Origin of the sequence: Nitrosomonas communis (assembly GCF_900114745.1) — a bacterium.
GTDB lineage: Bacteria > Pseudomonadota > Gammaproteobacteria > Burkholderiales > Nitrosomonadaceae > Nitrosomonas > Nitrosomonas communis_A.
On record NZ_FOUB01000065.1, the window covers coordinates 1 to 18,952 of the forward strand.

17 protein-coding genes and 2 pseudogenes are annotated in these 18,952 nt (G+C 45.3%); 14 read left to right on the top strand and 5 right to left on the bottom strand.

Annotated features, from left to right (window positions below; genetic code table 11):
• The 4 genes from BM122_RS16780 to BM122_RS16795 all read left to right on the top strand — a co-directional run.
• On the top strand, positions 1-433 hold a 433-nt coding region (locus BM122_RS16780; RefSeq protein WP_305728202.1), incomplete at its 5' end, for a transposase.
• A gap of 54 nt (positions 434-487) precedes the next feature.
• Entirely contained in the window at positions 488-877 is a 390-nt protein-coding gene (locus BM122_RS16785; protein ID WP_143083496.1) for a hypothetical protein, read from the top strand.
• 403 nt (positions 878-1,280) lie between these two features.
• Entirely contained in the window at positions 1,281-1,541 is a 261-nt protein-coding gene (locus BM122_RS16790; RefSeq protein ID WP_074906737.1) for a hypothetical protein, read from the top strand.
• 313 nt (positions 1,542-1,854) lie between these two features.
• Complete coding sequence (locus BM122_RS16795; protein ID WP_074906738.1) at positions 1,855-2,997, top strand: acyltransferase family protein; 1,143 nt, start codon at positions 1,855-1,857, stop codon at positions 2,995-2,997.
• An 811-nt stretch (positions 2,998-3,808) separates the two neighbouring features.
• On the opposite strand, the gene BM122_RS16800 is transcribed toward BM122_RS16795, so the two are convergent.
• The 3 genes from BM122_RS16800 to BM122_RS23525 form a co-directional block, all read right to left on the bottom strand.
• Entirely contained in the window at positions 3,809-5,173 is a 1,365-nt protein-coding gene (locus BM122_RS16800; RefSeq protein ID WP_074906739.1) for an exonuclease domain-containing protein, read from the bottom strand.
• A 326-nt stretch (positions 5,174-5,499) separates the two neighbouring features.
• Positions 5,500-5,721 (bottom strand): GNAT family N-acetyltransferase, encoded by a 222-nt coding sequence (locus tag BM122_RS26260; RefSeq protein ID WP_143083499.1) that lies wholly within the window; start codon positions 5,719-5,721, stop codon positions 5,500-5,502.
• Entirely contained in the window at positions 5,675-5,824 is a 150-nt protein-coding gene (locus BM122_RS23525; RefSeq protein ID WP_177198189.1) for a hypothetical protein, read from the bottom strand. Before BM122_RS23525 ends, BM122_RS26260 begins: the two co-directional genes overlap by 47 nt.
• Positions 5,825-6,107: 283 nt before the next feature.
• On the opposite strand from BM122_RS23525, the gene BM122_RS23530 reads away from it, so the two are divergent.
• From BM122_RS23530 to efp, 5 genes and pseudogenes are all read left to right on the top strand, one after another.
• Entirely contained in the window at positions 6,108-6,269 is a 162-nt protein-coding gene (locus tag BM122_RS23530; protein ID WP_177198190.1) for a hypothetical protein, read from the top strand.
• A gap of 44 nt (positions 6,270-6,313) precedes the next feature.
• Positions 6,314-6,445 (top strand): annotated as a pseudogene (locus BM122_RS23535) (IS30 family transposase); the annotation flags it as partial.
• A gap of 176 nt (positions 6,446-6,621) precedes the next feature.
• Entirely contained in the window at positions 6,622-6,807 is a 186-nt protein-coding gene (locus tag BM122_RS16805; RefSeq protein ID WP_143083497.1) for a hypothetical protein, read from the top strand.
• 304 nt (positions 6,808-7,111) lie between these two features.
• Positions 7,112-8,308 carry an elongation factor P maturation arginine rhamnosyltransferase EarP gene (gene earP, locus BM122_RS16810; RefSeq protein WP_256212155.1) on the top strand — a complete coding sequence of 399 codons (1,197 nt, stop codon included), beginning with the start codon at positions 7,112-7,114 and terminating at the stop codon, positions 8,306-8,308.
• Between the two features lie 154 nt (positions 8,309-8,462).
• Entirely contained in the window at positions 8,463-9,020 is a 558-nt protein-coding gene (efp, locus tag BM122_RS16815; RefSeq protein WP_074906741.1) for an elongation factor P, read from the top strand.
• Positions 9,021-9,451: 431 nt separating this feature from the next.
• On the opposite strand, the pseudogene BM122_RS16820 reads toward efp, so the two are convergent.
• Positions 9,452-10,375, bottom strand: a pseudogene (locus BM122_RS16820) (IS110 family transposase); the annotation flags it as partial.
• A gap of 472 nt (positions 10,376-10,847) precedes the next feature.
• On the opposite strand from BM122_RS16820, the gene BM122_RS16825 reads away from it, so the two are divergent.
• The 5 genes from BM122_RS16825 (at position 10,848) to BM122_RS16845 (ending at position 17,050) form a co-directional block, all read left to right on the top strand.
• Positions 10,848-11,723 (top strand): class I SAM-dependent methyltransferase, encoded by an 876-nt coding sequence (locus BM122_RS16825; protein WP_083398559.1) that lies wholly within the window; start codon positions 10,848-10,850, stop codon positions 11,721-11,723.
• Between the two features lie 670 nt (positions 11,724-12,393).
• Positions 12,394-12,645 (top strand): hypothetical protein, encoded by a 252-nt coding sequence (locus tag BM122_RS16830; protein ID WP_143083498.1) that lies wholly within the window; start codon positions 12,394-12,396, stop codon positions 12,643-12,645.
• A gap of 589 nt (positions 12,646-13,234) precedes the next feature.
• Positions 13,235-13,942: a protein-L-isoaspartate(D-aspartate) O-methyltransferase gene (locus tag BM122_RS16835; protein WP_256212156.1), complete on the top strand. Its 708-nt coding sequence runs from the start codon at positions 13,235-13,237 to the stop codon at positions 13,940-13,942.
• 3 nt (positions 13,943-13,945) lie between these two features.
• The gene (locus BM122_RS16840) at positions 13,946-15,310 is read left to right on the top strand and encodes an APC family permease (protein ID WP_074906744.1); all 1,365 of its coding nucleotides are present in this window, start codon (positions 13,946-13,948) and stop codon (positions 15,308-15,310) included.
• A 600-nt stretch (positions 15,311-15,910) separates the two neighbouring features.
• Positions 15,911-17,050 carry a glycosyltransferase gene (locus BM122_RS16845; RefSeq protein ID WP_256212157.1) on the top strand — a complete coding sequence of 380 codons (1,140 nt, stop codon included), beginning with the start codon at positions 15,911-15,913 and terminating at the stop codon, positions 17,048-17,050.
• Positions 17,051-17,298: 248 nt separating this feature from the next.
• On the opposite strand, the gene BM122_RS16850 is transcribed toward BM122_RS16845, so the two are convergent.
• Positions 17,299-18,597: a hemolysin family protein gene (locus BM122_RS16850; protein ID WP_074906745.1), complete on the bottom strand. Its 1,299-nt coding sequence runs from the start codon at positions 18,595-18,597 to the stop codon at positions 17,299-17,301.
• Positions 18,598-18,952: the final 355 nt, after the last annotated feature.

Below are 18,952 nucleotides of genomic sequence, written 5' to 3' on the forward strand. Positions count from 1 at the left end.
TATTGATGAAAGTGGGTTTGCACAGGATGCGCCGCGCACGCACGGTTATGCACCCGCTGGCCAGAGATGTCATGGCACGCATGACTGGCATGCGCAAGGTCGTATCAACGCGATTGGCGCCCTGATCGGAAAGCTATTGATAACCGTCAGCCTGTTTGCAGTCAATATCAGCGCCGATGTATTTCATGGATGGGCGATGCAGGACCTGTTGCCTAAATTGCCGTCACATGCGGTCGTTGTGATGGACAATGCTACCTTCCATAAGAGGCAGGATACGCAAGAGGCCATACAAAACGCTGGGCACACCCTTGAATACTTACCCGCTTATTCTCCTGATCTTAATCCCATCGAACATAAATGGGCACAGGCCAAAGCACTGCGTAAACAACAAAACCAGACCGTTGAGATGCTTTTTAAATCCTATACATTCTGAATCATTCTTAACTGGTTAGGCTATAATTGGATATTGACTGGATTGATTCTGGTCATGGCGGTTAGCTTGTTCAAGATGCTTTCAGTCAATAATCAGAACAGCCGTAAATCAAAACAGCAGCTACAGAAAGGTATTAATTATTTATTTGTACTTAGCATAACCGGTATGGCGCTTAGCATTCTATTTTCTCAAAACAGCAATCAAACAACATCCCAGCAAACTTCTCTTTCCTTTCCGACTCAAGACGCTATCGATCACAGATCTCCACAATCATTTGGCAGTGATGCTGACAACGCTGTAAACGTTGGGGATAGTACGAACTTTAATCCATTACTTAACATAATGCCCGATCGCATGCGCTCGGAGCGTCCAAAGACGACTGATCAGCAGAAAAAAGATGATAATAGTGTAATTAGTTCTGATGATGAAAAAGATTTTCGTTAAGGGGAACTCATCGTGGTCTCATTTGTCTCCTTTATTGATGAGCTTATTATTTGTGTAAGTGGAGGAGCTAATTACATTAGAAAAAATATAAGATAATTAAATTGTTCTTTACTGTGAAGGAAGTTAAATCATTTTAAGCATCGCGAAAATTCTATTACGGTAATTTTCTCGGAAAATTAACATAGTTTTAATAAGCGCTTACTCTCCAAGTCGAAATCTTCCTATCAATCATTTATAAAGTTAGTGTAAGTATATCCCAAATGGATAGAGGTGAATGCACTAATATTTGTCACATTATCATGTGATTAAATATGTATTAATTTATCCGAATCCGACTTTTCAATAACTCTATGCTGAGAATTAAATAGTTATATTACCTTTATTTTAAAAGGAGGTAAGTCAATTGATCACAGAACATTTTTGTACTTCTTGTTTGATTAATGATCACGCTAAAGTTAGCCATAATACTTTATGGATGAGTAACAATTCGCATGCCCGTATCGGGAGCACCACCCGCTTTCTTTATAGTTGTATTAGAGGAATAAGTGATTCTGCTTATGTGAGCGATTATCGCTCGATCAATGGATACAAAGCTGCAGATCACATGGATGGCGATTGTGGTAAGGCTATTGCATCATTAGCAGTGCTGATGCCTTCTTTTTGAATATGGCTTTAAAATTGGCGTAAGCACTTTCGAGGAACTTGATATTGATGATCATAGAAGCGATATAGTAAGACAGCCATTGGTTATATCATAGTACAACCACTTTGGTAGAGTGCTTATCCACTTGGCTATAAGCTTAAAAACCTTATTTTTTCACTATAATTTCACATAAAAATACTGAAATTAGATTCAATCCGGCAGATAGCCGCTCAACTTGGTAACTGTCAAATCAAATCGTAATTAATACATTTTAAAGCAGATCAAAACCTCACTTCATAGCAATAAGAGGTATCGTTACTGGAAAGGATTTTTTATGATTCACACTCTAAAAAAAGATGAGATTCGTTCCCATACTGCTCTACGAGGCTGGGCAGCATTAATGGTAGTGCTCGTTCACTTCCGGTCCTTTTTGCATCCATCGATTGATCCGGATGAGGTAACATTTTTCTTTGCAAAGGGGTACCTTTGGGTAGATTTTTTCTTTATCCTCAGCGGTTTCGTTTTGTCTTATGTCTATGGTATCGAACGTCCTGAGCGTCGTACTTTTCCTGAGGTTACTCGCTATCTGATTGCTCGTTTTGCTCGAATATACCCCTTACATTTCATATCGTTTATAGCTGTTTTTTTGTTCTTTATCACGGGAGCTCTAATTAATTGGGGTTGGGGGGGAGGATTTTGCTGTGTATTCGAGGATGACTTGCGAAGTCCCGAATCACTAATGGCTAACCTGTTCCTTATTCATGCTTGGGGTATGTTTGATTGGGAGACATGGAATCGCCCATCATGGTCTCTCAGTGTGGAGTTTTTTTGCTATCTGGGCTTTGCTTCTCTTCTCGCTATGGAAGGCCGAGGCCGAAAACTCGTTTTACTTGCGTGGTCATGCACTGCCATGTTTTTCTATTGTTTTTATCTTGCTACTAGTAGTGATGTAGATGAAAACTTTCGCTTGTCTATCATACGTGCTGCATCAGCTTTTCTGATTGGAATCATGCTATTCTTAAGGCGTAGGGTGATGTCTACTGTCTCTGACAGATGGTTAACGTTTATTCAGATTGCAGCTGGTAGTATGCTTTTGCTGGCACTACACTTTGGTATCACTGATGTTGTTTCGATTGGTTTGATGGCTTTGATAGTTTTAATTACTTGGGAAGATCGTGGTTTCTTATGCAAGTGGCTCGCTATGCGCCCGATATATACTATGGGGGTATTTTCGTTCTCTATTTATATGTGGCATTATCTTATTAAGTTCGCCGCACTGGAGGATTGGGAATATTATACTGGCCTGACTTTGAACAGTAGTGCTGCCGGATCACTAGTATTCGTTGCTTGTATGATCATCCTGGTCATTCCGATCGCAATTTGGAGTCATCGTTTGCTGGAAATACCCGCACGTATATGGATTAGCTCTCAGTTGAACAGTTTACTTGAAACCAGGTATACGCCTAAATGTGCTTGATTCTATGTATTGTCAAAAAAAGAGTTTAACTTTAAGGACGGTCGCTCAAGTAGTTAAGGAGTTGCTTGGTCGATGCTGGGATGGTTGACCTGTTTAAGTATTTTGTAACACCCCAATAAAGCGCTCTTTTTAAGTTTTGCTCTTTCAGCTTCCTATTGGAAGGGGTTCACGCTCCACCCCGTCCAATTGCAGCTTTTATTCCATTTCTAAATCAAAACTTACTTTGTCGGCTTCACCTTGCCGTATTATTTATACTGTCTGTGGCTTGCCTTCGCGGCATTTTTGATTTAGAAATGGAATGACGGCATTTTTTTACTTGAGCGACCATCCTCACCAGAGATATGGATTGCTGCCGGTATTGGCATTACCCCTTTTCTGCCTTTGTTACGCAGTTACAAAGTAACTGAAAAACAGATCTGATTTACCTTCACCACGAGAAAGAAAATGTACCCTTTGAAAAAAACTACAAACCTATGCTGCCAGTCAAGAGCTTTTACATTTTCATTCTTTAGCAATGGAAAATGATTCCACGTTTTTTCAAGTGGTTGGCGGTATCAGCAGATTAAAAGAGCCGCAAATATACCTCTGTGGACCACCGTAGTTAATAGCGCTAGTCACCAGTTGGTTACAGAAACAAGGTGTACCCCGGAGGCAAATTCATTTTGAGCAGTTTGATTTCCGTTAATGAAATATATTTATGTCATCACAACCTTATTGTTTTGGCTGTTCGTGGTGGGTTTATGGGCTGCATGCATCTAGCCACTTGAATCGGACAATGCTATTAACCGAGATCAAGCGATGACTTATTCCCTTAAATCAACAATACAATAGGCTGCAATAACTTTATAGCCTTCAGTAATATCCGGTAGGAGTCTTTGTCGAATTGAGGTCTGGGTGAGTCCAGAAGTTGGCAAAGTTCCTCTTTTGTTTTGATGGTGCCAAGATAAGCCCAGTTATCGACTATGATCAAATCATCATTTTCCTTTAGGTAGGCCGGGCCCGTAAAAGGCCAGGTATGGATACGCAGTTGAGATAGCACTTCCTTGAGGCGTAGTGAATGCATAAGCAACGGTTCTTCGCCAACACACGCACCGCGGCATTTTTTGAGCTGTCTAGCAAAGCATGGGTTGCCAGCTTTAACCTTTTCCAGCCCAATGATGGCCTTGCAAAGCCCATGTTCGTTTGCCAGATCGGACAGTGCATTGTTGGCTGCGCGCAGACTTTTAAATAGGCCATAGAGATTCGATTGTTCCCCAAAATTTAAATCATGCGCATAAGCTATATCAATATGCAGTCCTGCTTCGGTTTCCTTGAGCGAGATCGAACAGAGCTCGTTATTGCGCCGAAGTTTGCGGTTATGCATAGGTTGAAGCTTTTTCACCAGCTCGACTTCCTTGAGCAGTGCACCGATCTCGCCTCCTGTCTCGATATAGTCAATGCTCCGTACCTGTTGCGAAAGGCTCATTTCTTTTGCTGACGAAACGTCGCCGGTGAAATGAGAAAGAACCCTTTGACGAAGATGCTTTGACTTGCCAACATACAGTGGTAGTTCGCTCTCTCCATAGAATAAATAAACGCCAGGACCTATAGGCAGGCTATCCAGCATCTGCTCGTTCAAATATGTCGGCATGCTTGGGCGTCCAGACAAGGCTTTGATCGCAGCCGCAACTTCGACGGCAGGTATCTGTTGCTGGATTTTTTGCCAAAACTGATGGATAAGTTGCGCATCTGCCAGTGCTCGGTGACGGCCTTTTACCTGCAAGCCATGCCGCTCAATTAGACTATCCAGATTGTGCTTAGGACATCCGGGGAATAGCCGTCTGGAAAGTTTGACGGTACAAATTGTCGTTGCCCGAAAGTCATAACCTTCGCGCTTAAATGATTGTTTTAGAAATCCGTAATCGAACCGGGCATTGTGCGCAATGAAAAGACGGCCTTCTATCATGCGGAATACTTGATGGGCAATTTCTGCAAAGGTTGGAGCATTTGCCACCATTTTGTTTGTAATCCCGGTTAATTTCTCGATAAATGTAGAGATTCTTGTTTCCGGATTGATCAGGCAACTCCATTCTTCAACCTGAGAGCCATCAACCAAGATAATGCCAATCTCGGTGATCCGGTCGACAGAGGCGATAGTACCAGTAGTTTCAAGATCAACGAAGGCTAAGGACTGCATTGGCCGAATTCTCCGCTAAACTTGAGCAACTAAATAGCAACCAAAAATCATGAGGCAGCTCTGAATAAATCACTGCGCCTGATTTTTAACCAAAGAAGGGTTGGGGGCAGAAAAGATAATCTCTGTTATTTTGCCTTGCACTACCATAAATATCACTTACATTCATGGCTGGATGACAGGAATCCCAATTAATGTGAAAATGGAATAGGAGAAACGAAACTACTGACTGGATTACCATAGTTAAGTATACCATGTCAAAGATTAGATTACTGAGGTGGTAGATAATATAAACTAACCTAACTTGAAACTGGTTTTTTATAATCTAACTAGGCGAGTACGCCATCTAACTCGATATTGCAACCTTTAAGATACTCAAGTCCTGCATGCATAATCTTGCTGCCATAACCCTTGCCGCAATATGATTTTTTAACAATATAAAGTCCAACAAAACCAAAGGAATCACTGTATTTAACAGCAGATAAACAGACAATAGGTTCATTGTTAAGTAAGCCTAAAAAAACCGCTCTTATTGGCTGCGTAAGAACAATCGCTACCCTCTAAACCAGGATTCCAACCTTCAGATGCAGCTAATTCAATCGCGAAATCCAACTCTTTTTTGGTCATCCTTTTTATAATGTAGATAGCGTTCATGAAATTCTCCTTTGTGCGTTGGGTTAGCGTATAACTAAAAAGCTACATAACTTGTGCCAAGCCTACAACTGAAAGGGCACGGGTATTGTATTTTAGGGGTGGCTGGATTTAAGCGTCCCCAAGGGTATTTCAAGTAATTTATTGTTGGAATGAAGATTTCTCCATAGTAAAATCATCCAAATAGCCTTGCTATCTTAATTAGAAAAGATCTTTTTTAAGCCATTCATGGGGGATTTGATATATATAAAGTTATCGATAATTTCATGTTGTGGCGGATCCAAGTTTGAAGTGCAACTTTTATAAAGTTAACAAGAGGCAAGCTGAGATAACATCCGAGCTTCTTGAAGGGATACTGGCTACCCTGGCAGAGCTAAAATCGCGCCATATCCTGGCGGGCCGACTACCAGCCAAACATGCTGAAGGGGTAACAGAAAAGGATCAATAATCAGCTATCTCTCCACCCCAGCACAAATGTCACACTGTATATTTGACAATGGCAAGGAATTTGCAGGATATGAAACTATCGCCTCAGAGCTGGAAGCAATCCTCTACCTTGCACCTTCCTATCATTCGTGGGAGCGAGGATTGAATGAAAACAGCAATGGTATACTACGACAGTATAGCGTAACCAGTTAAGAATGATTCAGAATATATAGAATTTGAAGAGCATCTCAACGGTTTGGGTTTGTTGTTTACGCAGTATTTTGGCGTATGCCCATTTGTGCTAGATGAGACAATGAGAATACTCTTTGAATCATTTCTATCTGGTTTTGCTATATTTCCCCAGGAATATGAAATTGACTGGTGTTTCCGAAGAACAAGAGCAGCGGGCAGTTGATCGTCTTGATTACCGACCACGCAAAGTACCCGGATTTAGAATGCCGCATGAGGTGTTCTTCGGCGTGCCGGTAAGTTTATACCAAACAGTCATCAAAAGTTTTACTTCGAATTTGAACCCACGGGTTGAAAAAATATCTATCTGACTATTATACTAAGCACACCCGCCCTTATTGCATCTTCGACCAGGACGAACTAGCTTTATCCACAAGCTGCAACAGCTAGATCTTATTCCATTTCTACATCAAAACTGATTTTGTCGGCTTCACCTTGCTGTATTATTTGTACTGTCTAAGGCTCGCCTTCGCGTCATTTTTGATTTAGAAAAGGAATTACCGCTAATGTACGTGCTGATAGTAAAAGAGGAAAGGTGCTGTTTCAATCTAAAACAGCAGATAGAGTAGAGCAATACAAAATGCTGCAAAAAACCCTTTATCAACTACAAAGTTGATGATGCGCTGCGATATTTTTTGTCGTGTTATAGATAACTACGGCGACATCGGTGTATGTTGGCGATTGGCACGGCAATTAGTAACAGAGCATGGCATCGCAGTGCGGCTGTGGGTAGATAATGTAGCTAGCCTGCAGCGCATTTGCCCGAACGTCGATGCAACCCGAGAAGTACAAAATTGTCGAGGAGTAGAAGTGCGGCACTGGGTTGAGCCATTTCCAGACTTAGCACCGGCTGAAGTAGTGATTGAGACATTTGGGTGCGAGTTGCCTGATAATTATGTGAAGGCGATGGTACCCACCGTATTTAATTCCACAGACCAAGCTCAGAGCAGGCTTTATTCTGCAGGGAGAGGGAAGATAAAGCGCGTATGGATTAATCTGGAATACTTGTCGGCAGAGCAGTGGGTAGAAGGTTGTCATGGTCTACCTTCGCCACATCCGTGCCTACCGATGATCAAGTATTTCTTCTTTCCCGGTTTTACTCCCCTGACTGGTGGGTTGCTACGAGAAAAAGGACTGCTAATGCAACGGGATGGGTTGCAACACAATCTGGCAGAATTGTGGTGTCAGCTTGACTTGCCTTTGCCTATTTCCTCCGAAACCACAATTTCGCTGTTTTGCTATGACAGTGCGCCGCTAAGCAACCTACTGGATGCTTGGGTGGCTTCAATCACAGCGATACGTTGTCTGTTGCCAGAGGGCAAGGCATTGGAACAGGCAGCGAGCTGGGCTGGACGAACAAGCCTGGCAGTAGGTGATAGCGTGCAGCGCGGTAATTTGGTCTTGCATGTCATCCCTTTCTTACCGCAGGAGCATTATGATCTTCTGTTGTGGGCGTGCGACTGCAATTTCGTACGCGGCGAGGACTCCTTCGTGCGAGCGCAGTGGGCAGCGCGGCCTCTGATTTGGCAAATTTATCCGCAACAGGATAACGTGCATCAGATCAAACTCAATGCTTTCCTTGATCGCTATTGCCAAGGATTAGCAGAAGAGGCCGCTGCCGCATTGTGTACTTTTCACCACAACTGGAACAGCGGTGAGTGCTTGGATTGGAATAATTTCTGGCAGCATCGTGCGGTGTTACAAAGCCATGCCGTAGCTTGGGCCGGGCAGCTCGCGCAGCTTATCGACCTTGCATCTAACTTGGTAAGTTTCTGCGAGAATAAAATGTCTTCTAAGAATTTAAATTTTTAAGCGGAATAAGAAGTAAGCGAAAAATTTTTATGATCTATGTATTTGATATATAATCAACAATTATCTGAAAACATTGTTGGCATAGTAAAGGCAATTGAATTTTTAAAAGTGCTCGGAGTATAATAACAATATTTATCACCCCTAGAATTATTAGATGAAAACAGCCCAGGAACTTCGTGTAGGTAACGTGTTTATGGTTGGCAACAGCCCTATGGTTGTGCTGAAAACAGAATTTACCAAATCCGGCCGCAACTCTTCCGTAGTAAAAATGAAATTCAAGAATCTGCTCACCGAATCACCCAGTGAAGCAGTGTACAAGGCAGATGACAAATTCGACATTGTTGTGCTGGATAAAAAGGAGGTCAACTATTCTTACTTTGCCGAACCCATGTATGTTTTCATGGATGCTGAATATAACCAATATGAAGTTGAAGCGGAAACCATGAGCGATGCGCTCAATTTCCTGGAAGATGGCATGCCTTGCGAAGTGGTATTTTACAATGATAAAGCCATTTCGGTCGAACTACCCAACTCGGTAGTACGCGAAATCACTTATACCGAACCCGCCGTCAAGGGTGATACCTCCGGCAAGGTAATGAAGCCTGCTAAAATTGCTACCGGCTTTGAATTGCCGGTACCGTTGTTCTGCGAAATCGGCGACAAAATCGAAATTGATACCCGTACACTGGAATACCGCAGCCGGGCCAAGTAATTTTTCCCATCTACAACAGAAATAACAAGGAGATTATTGGCTCCTTTGTTATTTCTAGAGTGTGAACACATGCACAATGTTTTTATCAGTTCGCTGAAAAAGCTATTTCTTTTTATTCCGAGTATATATAAATTATTTCAAAAGTTGCGGATGAGTTAGGCTAGTTATTCGGAACCTATTGGTTAGGCATTCTTTTTTCCTGACATATCTTTCTCCAGTCTCGATTTCTAAATAACGGATAGATTGTCACTTCAATCAGTTTCTTTAAAATAAAAAGCAAAAAACTACAACTTTAAACTTGAATCCGCCTGAGACTTTGACTTTCAATGTTTTGACTCACATGCAGCTAGTTTAAAGATTAGCGTGAAAGAGCCCATGCTGAAGGCGAGCAAACCTCTGGCCAGTGAAGGCGATGATACGATAAATCATTATCAAGTTTTGGCTGGTGTGATAATGCCGAACTTGATCAGAGCTTTAATCCAACGCGGAGCATTACGTTGAACGGAAAGTGCTTCATAGTCAGTGGCTGAATCCCGGTAATGTTCGTGCCGTTTGAGCATGAAGAAAACAGTGCGTAGTATTTTGTGGCCGATAGCCACGATTGCGCGTTTATAGCCGCGCCGGACGACGAGAGACTGGAACTTCGATTTGAACACCGATCGGGTACGACTGGCGGCATGAGCGAACTCGCAAAGTAACCGTCGGACATAAGGGTTGCCCTTGCGGGCACACCCAGATTTACGTTTGCCAGCGGATTCATGGTTGCCGGGACAGATGCCGACCTTTGATGCCAGACGATCGGCGCTGCCGAAGGCATTCATATCGGTGCCCATTTCGACGAACAGCCTGGCTGCACCCATGAGATCGACGCCAGGCAAGGTTTGCAATAGTGCCAGCGTATTTGTTCATCCTTAAGTTCATCCAGAAGCCTGGCATCGAAACGGGCAATACGTTCTTCGATCTCCTCGATGTTGTTCTATAAGTTCGTTGAGCACAAAGTAGTGGCTTGCTGTCAGCTCCTCCTGCAGGGCGTCGAAGATTTCCTCACGGCTGGCCTTGAGCCGCCGACTGGCGAATTTGAGTACCTCATGTGGCGATTGTCCAGCGATGATCGCCTTGACCATGGCCCGGGCAGCTTGACCATGCAGATCGCTGATTACTACGCCAAGACGCATACTACCTCAGTCAGCATTTTGTGCAGATGGTTCTTCTGGAGCCAACTGACTGACCAGTTTCTGTCGCTGACGGGCAATCAGACGCAACTCGCGTAATCTCGCCGGCGGTATAAATGATCCTCGCTGTAGGCCAGCGCGCGCCAGCGTCGTCAGGCAACGGGCATCACCTACGTGCGTCTTATTCCATTTCTAAATCAAAACTGATTTTGTCGGCTTCACCTGGCCGTATTATTTATACTGTCTGCGGCTCGCCCTCGTGTCAATTTTGATTTGGAAATGGAATTAGTGCCTCGCTATTCGTTAAAGCGCTGCGCTGGCTAAATTTAGTTTGGACGTAATAGTTTAATTTGCCAATTTACCTTCTGGTAATGGCTAAATTAATAATCAAGCGATCTTCTGAACAAAGACCCTATAAAAGAATCAAAAATAAGGTCAAAGAAGTTATCGACATAATACTGAACGATAAAAGTCGAAGATTGAATGTAATATTCAAAAGAACGTTGTTAAGTTTCAAGTGACCTTCGGTAATCTCAAGAAAGATATTAAAGATATAAAAGGAGCGTTGCTGAGTTTTTGTCGCTCCTAATTTCGTGGTGCTCCCCTGCTCTGGGGAGCGATTTTCCATCTCTTGATTGTTAAAAGGGAATTCATAATGAGAATTAGACCTACTACGATCACAAATTTCGCTAAGATGGCGACGAGCAGTATATACCAGAGAAAAGAAGACGAAACGGCGAACAGTCAAATTTATGACCAGATAGCAGCAGGTTATGACAATGATTACGGTAGGATTTTTAAGCGCGTCAAACATGAGATTGAAATTCAACTCTCACAGTTGCCTTTGGGTTCTCCTTCGATTATCGATGTGGGGACTGGCACGGGTGAAAATATTTTAATGGCAGAAAATGTTTTCGGATGCTTGAATGAAGTATACGGAATCGATATTTCCCGTAAGATGCTGGAAATTGCTAAAGAAAAGTATCCTGCTATGCAGATTGTCCAAGCGAGCGCACTTACCATGTCGAATTTCATACATCATAAAGCTGATGTGGTTTTTATTCACTTTCTCTTGTCATATGTATCCATAGATAAACTTCTGCCACTAGTCTCAGAACTGCTTAAGCCAGAGGGGTATATTTCAATAGCATCGTCTCTTCTCAGTTCATGGCCTAAAGGGCAAAAACTCGGAATTCCATTGGGATTAAGTCCCAGCTCTGCTAAGCATTACATACCTAAGAGCTCTCAAGAATTGAGGAGCAAGCTGACCGATTTCGGATTTGAGGAAATTGATTCTGTCGAAATCCGCAAGCGCATGATCTTCAATTCTATCGACGATGGTTATCGATTCGGTTTCGAGCAGGGCTGGATCTATCAGTTATTTGAGCTCTTGGACTGCGCTGGCAATCCGGAGAGATTCGCTAAAGACTGGGGTCATATTATTCCCTATGATGATGAAATCCATATCCATATAGGCTTATATAAGAAATCTAAAGCAGGAAAGGGGAGAGAAGCGCTTCTTCATCTTTAATGGATAGTCTCGGTTAAATGGTTATAATTCCATTTCTAAATCAAAACTGACTCTGTCGGCTTCACCTTGCCGTATTATTTATAATGTCTGCGGCTCGCCTTCGCGTCATTTTTGATTTGGAAATGGAATAAGGATAAACAACCGTGAAAACAGCAGAGTTGTTAGAGCAGCGTTTACAGCTTGCATACCGATGATATAGGGGTATGGTCAATCCGAATACCGGAATGCTTGAGTATCTATACTTTCCCCAGACCGATGTTTTCGTCCATGAGAACTCCCGATTCGGGATGCCGCCTCGGTATGGGGCGTACAAATACTCAGCGATTTTTTAAATTGAAATGAGCTTAGATTACTGATTGCAAAGTTACTGCAGCACTATAGTGATTCCCTCGTTTAACGCGAAGGCTACCCGATCCTTGATTCCAGTCGCTTGGAGAAGCATTAGTCCATAGCGCTTTTATGATTCTTGCTCTGCTGCATGCCCTTTCACTCCACATAGCTCAGCATGCGTCTGCTGGCCAGTGTTGTATTCCTCAGAGTTTTACAAAGCACAGTTCAGATTTTCAACTATTACTGAACTTGGAGCAGATACTGTATTGGATTCATCGATGGTGGGATGCCGGGCACGGGTGTTATTCTCATTTCTATACTAATGTCCGTTGGGGTTGCGGTGAATGCTCTAGTTGCTGCTGATGCGTCTATTTCTGTCACACTGAGTACAGTGAAAATTATTCTTTTTGGCAGTTTCGCCATGCTCAATCTAGAGTTGGCTCTAATGGGTCTTCTCATTGGCCTTTGCACGACTCCGGCTGTATTGGTTGATCGTATACTGCTAGAGCATATTCCGGCAGGCATACACACTTGGCTCATGGAATTAGTCATTATTGTAAGCGCTATTGCGCTACTTTCCCGAATCCTATGATTGTTTCCCAAAAAAATTAAATTGTTGGATTTACATAAAGAGAAGAATTGTTAATTGAATCCCCTGGGTTTTTCAATGGATCAATAGTTTGAGCCGAGCTGCAGTGCCGGATTTCTTCTGGTGATAATAATATACCCTTCAACTCTGTCGGTGATATGTTGTCAATCGACTCCAGCAATCGGCAAAGATTGAATCATTCTGCTCATTCCAGACTGCTTAATGCAAGATGAGAGATTTTTGGATCGTTTAACAGAAAGCGTACTCAAAATATAGCGTAACTAGTTAAGAATGATTCAGAATATATAGAATTTGAAGAGCATCTGAACGGTTTGGTTTTGTTGTTTACGCAGTGCTTTGGCGTATGCCCTTTTGTGCTAGATGAGACAATGAGAATACTCTTTGAATCATTTTTAGCTGGTTTTGCTATATTTGGCTTTATATATTTCTTACTTTAATAGAGAATGACTTTTATTTTTCTCGACATAGGCTTGCCCATTTTCCCAGATTTCATAATTTGAATGCCGTATTTCTTATGAACTCATCAGCTCGCGCGTTGATATCTTTGATTACGTTATGGATAATTAGAATCTTGTTTATCCACAGTTTGATCGTCCTTGCCGGATGCAGCGGAGTTTCACGAGAGGATTCGCTGCTAAAAGATCCTGCGCGCCAAGCCGAACGCGATAGAATGGTGGATGAAGAGATCATTCCCCAGGGCATCAAGGACCCGAAGATCCTGGCTGCAGTGCGTCATGTTCCTCGCCATAAGTTCGTTCCTTCCGATTACTCTGATCTAGCCTATTATGACATTCCTCTCCCGATCGGCCACGGCCAGACGATCTCGCAACCTTCTCTTGTTGCGCTTATGACCGAAGCCCTGGCATTGGAAGGAGCCAAGAGGGTGCTTGAGATAGGAACCGGTTCAGGATACCAGTCTGCGGTTCTGGCTGAGATTGTGCCGGAGGTCTTCACCATAGAAATCGTCGAGCCCTTGGCGACAAAGGCCGCGCATACACTGGCGGAACTAGGTTACCGCAACATCCACGCGCGCGTTGGTGACGGTTATCGAGGCTGGCCTGAAGAAGCGCCTTTCGACGCCATTATTGTAACCGCCGCACCCGATCATGTACCGCAACCGCTCCTTGATCAGCTCGCTGTTGGGGGACGTTTGATTCTGCCAGTTGGCCGCGACTACCAGACCCTGGAGCTCCATTACCGAACTGCTAAAGGCTTTGAGCGCAAAATCATTACGCTCGTGCGGTTTGTCCCGCTCGTGCGCGAGAGACAACAAGAGTAGATCGTGCAGATAGAGAAATCTAAGCAAGATTCGTCTACACTTCCCCGGCACATCGGTTGGTTTACGGCTAGCTGCGTCCTTGTCAGTAGTGTTGTCGGAACTGGCATTTTTACCACCACCGGCTTCATGGCCCGCGACCTCGGCCATCCTGGTTTGATCCTCTCAGTTTGGCTGGTAGGGGCGCTGATCGCACTCGCAGGGGCCCTCTCCTATAGTGAGCTGGGCGCGGCTTTTCCGGTCGCCGGCGGAGAATATACATACCTGCGCCGCGCCTATGGGCCATTTGTTGGATTTCTTAGTGGATGGACGTCTTTCACCATCGGCTTCAGCGCCGCCATTGCAGCAAGTGCCATGAGCTTTGTCGCCTACTTTCTCCAACTCCTTTCGCTTGATGACGAGGGAAGATTTCTATCTACAGTCTTAGCCTTAGCCCTCCTCTGGTCCATTACAGGCTTCCACCTGGCAGGCGGTGGAGCAGGAGGCGCTCTCCAGCGCAGCCTGACGGTGCTGAAGGTGGGCGCTATTCTCTTATTCATGGTAATGGGACTGATGTTCGGGACGGGCAACTGGGCACATCTTGTTACCACTGACACTCAGCCTGTCCTTAGCATTGGATCCTATGTCGTGTCGTTAGTTTTTGCCCTTTATGCCTATTCTGGCTGGAATGCCGCAGCATATCTGGCGGGAGAGATCACTGACCCTGCCCGTACTATTCCTCGGACGATGATTGGCGGGACGCTTTTCGTGGCATTGCTTTATCTCATGCTGAATGGATTCTATTTCTACGCTCTGCCGGTGACGGAGCTTGCTACGCCACCGCTTTTGCCCGTTGCGGATAAAGTTGCGCGAGCCATGCTGGGCCTCGAAGCCGGCCGATTCGTAACTGTCATCTTGTGCCTCTCGATTGCAGGAGCCATGAGCGCCATGGTATGGGTCGGATCGCGCGTCTACTATGCCATGGCACAAGATGGGCTGATTCCCTCCGTCTTTGCGCATACCTCTGGCAAGCAATGCACTCCGTTCAACGCCATTCTGCTGCAAAGCCTCTGGGCCTCAGCCCTGATTGTATCGGGGAGCTTTGAGCAGCTGGTGATTTATAGCGGTTTCGCATTGGTAATTTTCAGCGCACTCGCAGCCGGTGCAGTATTGATTCTGCGTCGACGGGAACCGGATTTGCCCCGCCCTTATCGCACGCCTCTTTATCCGGTTATCCCAGCATTCTATGTGCTGGTGTCAATCGTCATAGTTGGGAGCGTGCTCTATGAACGACCGTTAGAAGGGGGGGTTGGAATTGCGACCATCTTAGCTGGGACGCCACTATATTTACTCTGGCATCGACTCCGTCGTATCGGGAAAGGGGGCACATGACCTGCAGCAAAGTTGCCGCCTTTATCCCATTCATCAAAAAGCCGCCTATTTCGAATGTGTTACTCGGCCGCTCTGTTCAATGCTGAACCATGGTGCCACGTAATATCGACATCTGGTTTTACTGGGAGTATAGTTTATTCCAGAGCAGCCTCCTTTTAATAACCATTTGATTTAAACGTGAGCGCTTATACCACTCTGAGACAACCTAATTGCAAGGGTAACTCTCCATTCATGGCAAGAAAGAGTGCCTATGTCTTCTCTGCGTCGAGACGTGGCGAGCGACACCGGATGCTGTAACTCTCGTTGCTTTCATGACAAACAGTCTGATCAGCATACCGTTTGCACTTACCCTGATAATTTATATCGATTTCAAGGTAACATTGAATTGACGTTCAATTTTCGTGCGCCAATTGATTCATACTTTGTCATTGCATACCTAACAACTGGAGGATACGGTGAACGGTACCTTAAAGAAGGGAGTGCACACGCACTGTACGCTGCTGCCCAAGCAGCTAACTGTTGATCCAGTGGATTGATACCGTGGCGGCACTACCGATTCGCTCGCTCGCTTTGATTGTGCGCGCACTCGAAGGGGGTGGAATGCAGCGCATCGTTCTGCAGTTGGCCGAAGCCTTTGCGAAGAGTGGCATTCAGGTGGAGGTCGTAACAGGCCATGGTGCTGGAGAAACATGCAAGCTATTGTCAGGCGTGCGCATTCGGTGTCTGCCCCGCAGCAATGCACTCATCAGTAGCCTTGCATTGCTCCAGGCGCGCCCTCATGATGTGCTCCGATTGTTGCCTCTCTTGACACCGCTGAAGCCGGATATGTTCTGGCGCTTACCCGCATTGATAGAGTATATGCGAACTGAAAGGCCTGATGCCGTTCTAGCGGCAGGAACCCAATCCAATCTCGCGGCTATCATGGCGCGCGCTGCTGCCGGCCTTCTTGCTAGGCTGGTAGTCAGCGAGCACAATACGCTATCCATCGTGGCGCACCGCGGCCACGGACTGTTCCGACGTGCCTACCCTCAGCTCGTTCAGCGCTTCTACCCGGAAGCGGACGCGATTGCTGCCGTATCCCGTGGGGTGGCACAGGACTTGGCCCATACAGCGCACCTTCCCGAGGAACTAATTACGCTGGTCTATAACCCTGTCGATGCCGAAATGGTTGTTCGCGCCGGCCAGATATCGGTCGAGCATCCCTGGCTCACTGACCGCTCGCGCCCGCTCATTCTCGGCGTGGGGCGTCTGCACCGCCAAAAGGATTTTCCAACGCTTATCCGTGCCTTTGCTATTGCGCGCAAGGAACGCGATTTGCGACTGGTAATTGTGGGTGAGGGAAGCGAGCGCAAAATGCTGGAAACACTATCTCATCAGCTTGGCATGCAGGACCACGTTCTCATGCCTGGCTTTGTCGACAATCCTTTTGCTTGGATGAGCCACGCCTCGCTATTTGTCTTGTCCTCGGCATGGGAAGGCTTTGCGCTCGTGCTGCTCGAAGCGTTAGCAAGCGGTTGCCCCGTCATCAGTACCGATTGTCCGAATGGCCCACGTGAGATCCTGCAGGATGGAACATATGGTACGCTGGTGCCAATCGGAGATCCTCAAGCAATGGCGAGCGCGATGCTTGCGACCTTGGCAGCTCCGCCGAATGCGGAATATCTACGAGCACGTGCTGCTGAGTTTTCGGTTGACGCCACCGTCGCGGGCTATCGCAGACTGCTGGAGGGTGCAGAGTAGACGTTGTTGAATTTGCGCTCTTTAAATAAAGCATTTGGGTGGAGTTTACCTCTTGAAAGAAGTAGAGAGGGGATGTGATTCCTGTAAAAAAGAAGAATTACGGTAGAGGATATGGACGCGTTAGAGAGCGGCTATTCAGACTACCTTGCGAACCGCTTAATCATTTTTTCTGGAATGCATGGGTATGTGAATGACAAAAGTTAAATTACCATTCAGGGCGCCTTGTTTTGTCTTCATTCGCATTAGCATTACTTTTTTTCATCAATAGTGGTTTTAGGCACTGCCAGCACTTTATCGATGCGCAATCCATCGAGATCAACGATTTCAAAGATCCAGTTTTCCCACTCACACCGATCACCCGTTTGTGGGATTCTTCCCAAAAGCAGCATCACCATGCCACTTAACGTGTGATAACGCCCGCGCTCTTCTTCCGGTACTGCATTTATCTTGAGCCGATCTTTAAGTTCAGGAATCGGGATCAGGCCATCAAGTAGCCACGAGCCATCATCGCGGGAGACTGCCCAGGATTCTTCAATTTTGTGCGGCACGAATTCACCGGTAATCGATTCCAATACATCTTGCAACGTCACGATACCCTGTACCTCGCCATATTCATCCACTACGATGATCATTTGCACACCGGAATTCTTGAATTCCTCCAACAGCTCCATACCCGTGAGTGATTCCGGAACGAAGATGGCCGGCTGCAAATCTTTGATGAGATTCGGCTGCTCGCCACGCAGGGTTTGCGCCAGCATTTGACGCGCGTTCGCTATCCCCAAGATATCATTCCAGTTGCCGCGCACCACGGGGAAGCGCGAATGTGGGCTCATCTCAAAACGTTGCAGATTTTCTTCCAGGCTTTCATCGGCATCAAAATGGATGACTTCACTGCGCGGCACCATAAACGACGCGATCTGGCGGTCATCCAGGCGGAATACGTTTTTTACCATTTGGTGCTCTTGCTGCTCGATAATACCCGTTTGCGAGCCTTCTTCCAGTATCAGATACAGTTCTTCTGCGGTCAGCGGTTGCCGGCCAATATCTTTAATACCGAATAGGCGCAATAAAAGTTGCGTTGAAGCCGAAAGTAGAAATACAAAGGGCTTCGCCAAGGTCGCAAGTAACGTCATGGGGCGAGCCACCAGCCGTGCAAGCGGTTCGGGATTAATTTGTCCTAAACGCTTAGGAACGAGCTCGCCCAGCACGATAGAAAAGTAGGTGATGGTCACGATCACGAAACCGGTGGCCAGATAGCCGGCATGAGGCGGGGGGATACCTAGCGTAGTGAGGCCGGTACTCAAAGGCCCGGCTAATGCTGCTTCACCGACAATACCGTTCATGACGCCAATCGAGGTAATACCGATTTGTACGGTGGATAGAAACTTAGTAGGGTTATTGCTCAGTTCCAAAGCAGCCTTGGCCGCATGATCACCTGCATTGATGAGTTTTTGCAGGCGGGCCTTGCGAGCCATGACAAGCGCAATTTCAGACATGGCAAAAATGCCGTTAAGAATAATAAGCCCAAAAAGTAGCGCAATTTCCATAATGAGAGCGCCCGGTTGCGCCCAGGTATTAATAAATCAGTAATTTATCAGACAATAATAAAAATTATTAATTTATTAATGATCGCTATTTTCTGCGAGCAAGCTGCTTCCTTCGCCTGCCAATGCTAAGAAAAAACTTGTTGATTAGTCCGCTTGTAACTTATGGATGTTTAGCAATGTTATCTTAGCCCTTTGGGGACTTTACACATTTTTGATAGCTACGCTGGAGAGAAAAATGGGGGAAGAGAGAAAAAATGAGCTATAGCATATCCCATATAAAATGATTTAAATTTCATAAGCGGTAAAGAGCTGCTCAATGGAACACCCTTCTCTTTTTCTGATGGCTTTGGCCTGA

Coding starts and splice junctions, on each gene's coding strand:
- BM122_RS16825 (WP_083398559.1), top strand. CDS start 10,848: ATGAGAATTAGACCTACTACGATCACAAATTTCGCTAAGATGGCGACG.
- BM122_RS16800 (WP_074906739.1), bottom strand. CDS start 5,173: ATGCAGTCCTTAGCCTTCGTTGATCTTGAAACTACTGGTACTATCGCC.
- earP (WP_256212155.1), top strand. CDS start 7,112: ATGATGCGCTGCGATATTTTTTGTCGTGTTATAGATAACTACGGCGAC.
- BM122_RS23525 (WP_177198189.1), bottom strand. CDS start 5,824: ATGAACGCTATCTACATTATAAAAAGGATGACCAAAAAAGAGTTGGAT.
- BM122_RS16785 (WP_143083496.1), top strand. CDS start 488: ATGGCGGTTAGCTTGTTCAAGATGCTTTCAGTCAATAATCAGAACAGC.
- BM122_RS16850 (WP_074906745.1), bottom strand. CDS start 18,597: ATGGAAATTGCGCTACTTTTTGGGCTTATTATTCTTAACGGCATTTTT.
- BM122_RS16795 (WP_074906738.1), top strand. CDS start 1,855: ATGATTCACACTCTAAAAAAAGATGAGATTCGTTCCCATACTGCTCTA.
- BM122_RS16845 (WP_256212157.1), top strand. CDS start 15,911: ATGCAGCGCATCGTTCTGCAGTTGGCCGAAGCCTTTGCGAAGAGTGGC.
- efp (WP_074906741.1), top strand. CDS start 8,463: ATGAAAACAGCCCAGGAACTTCGTGTAGGTAACGTGTTTATGGTTGGC.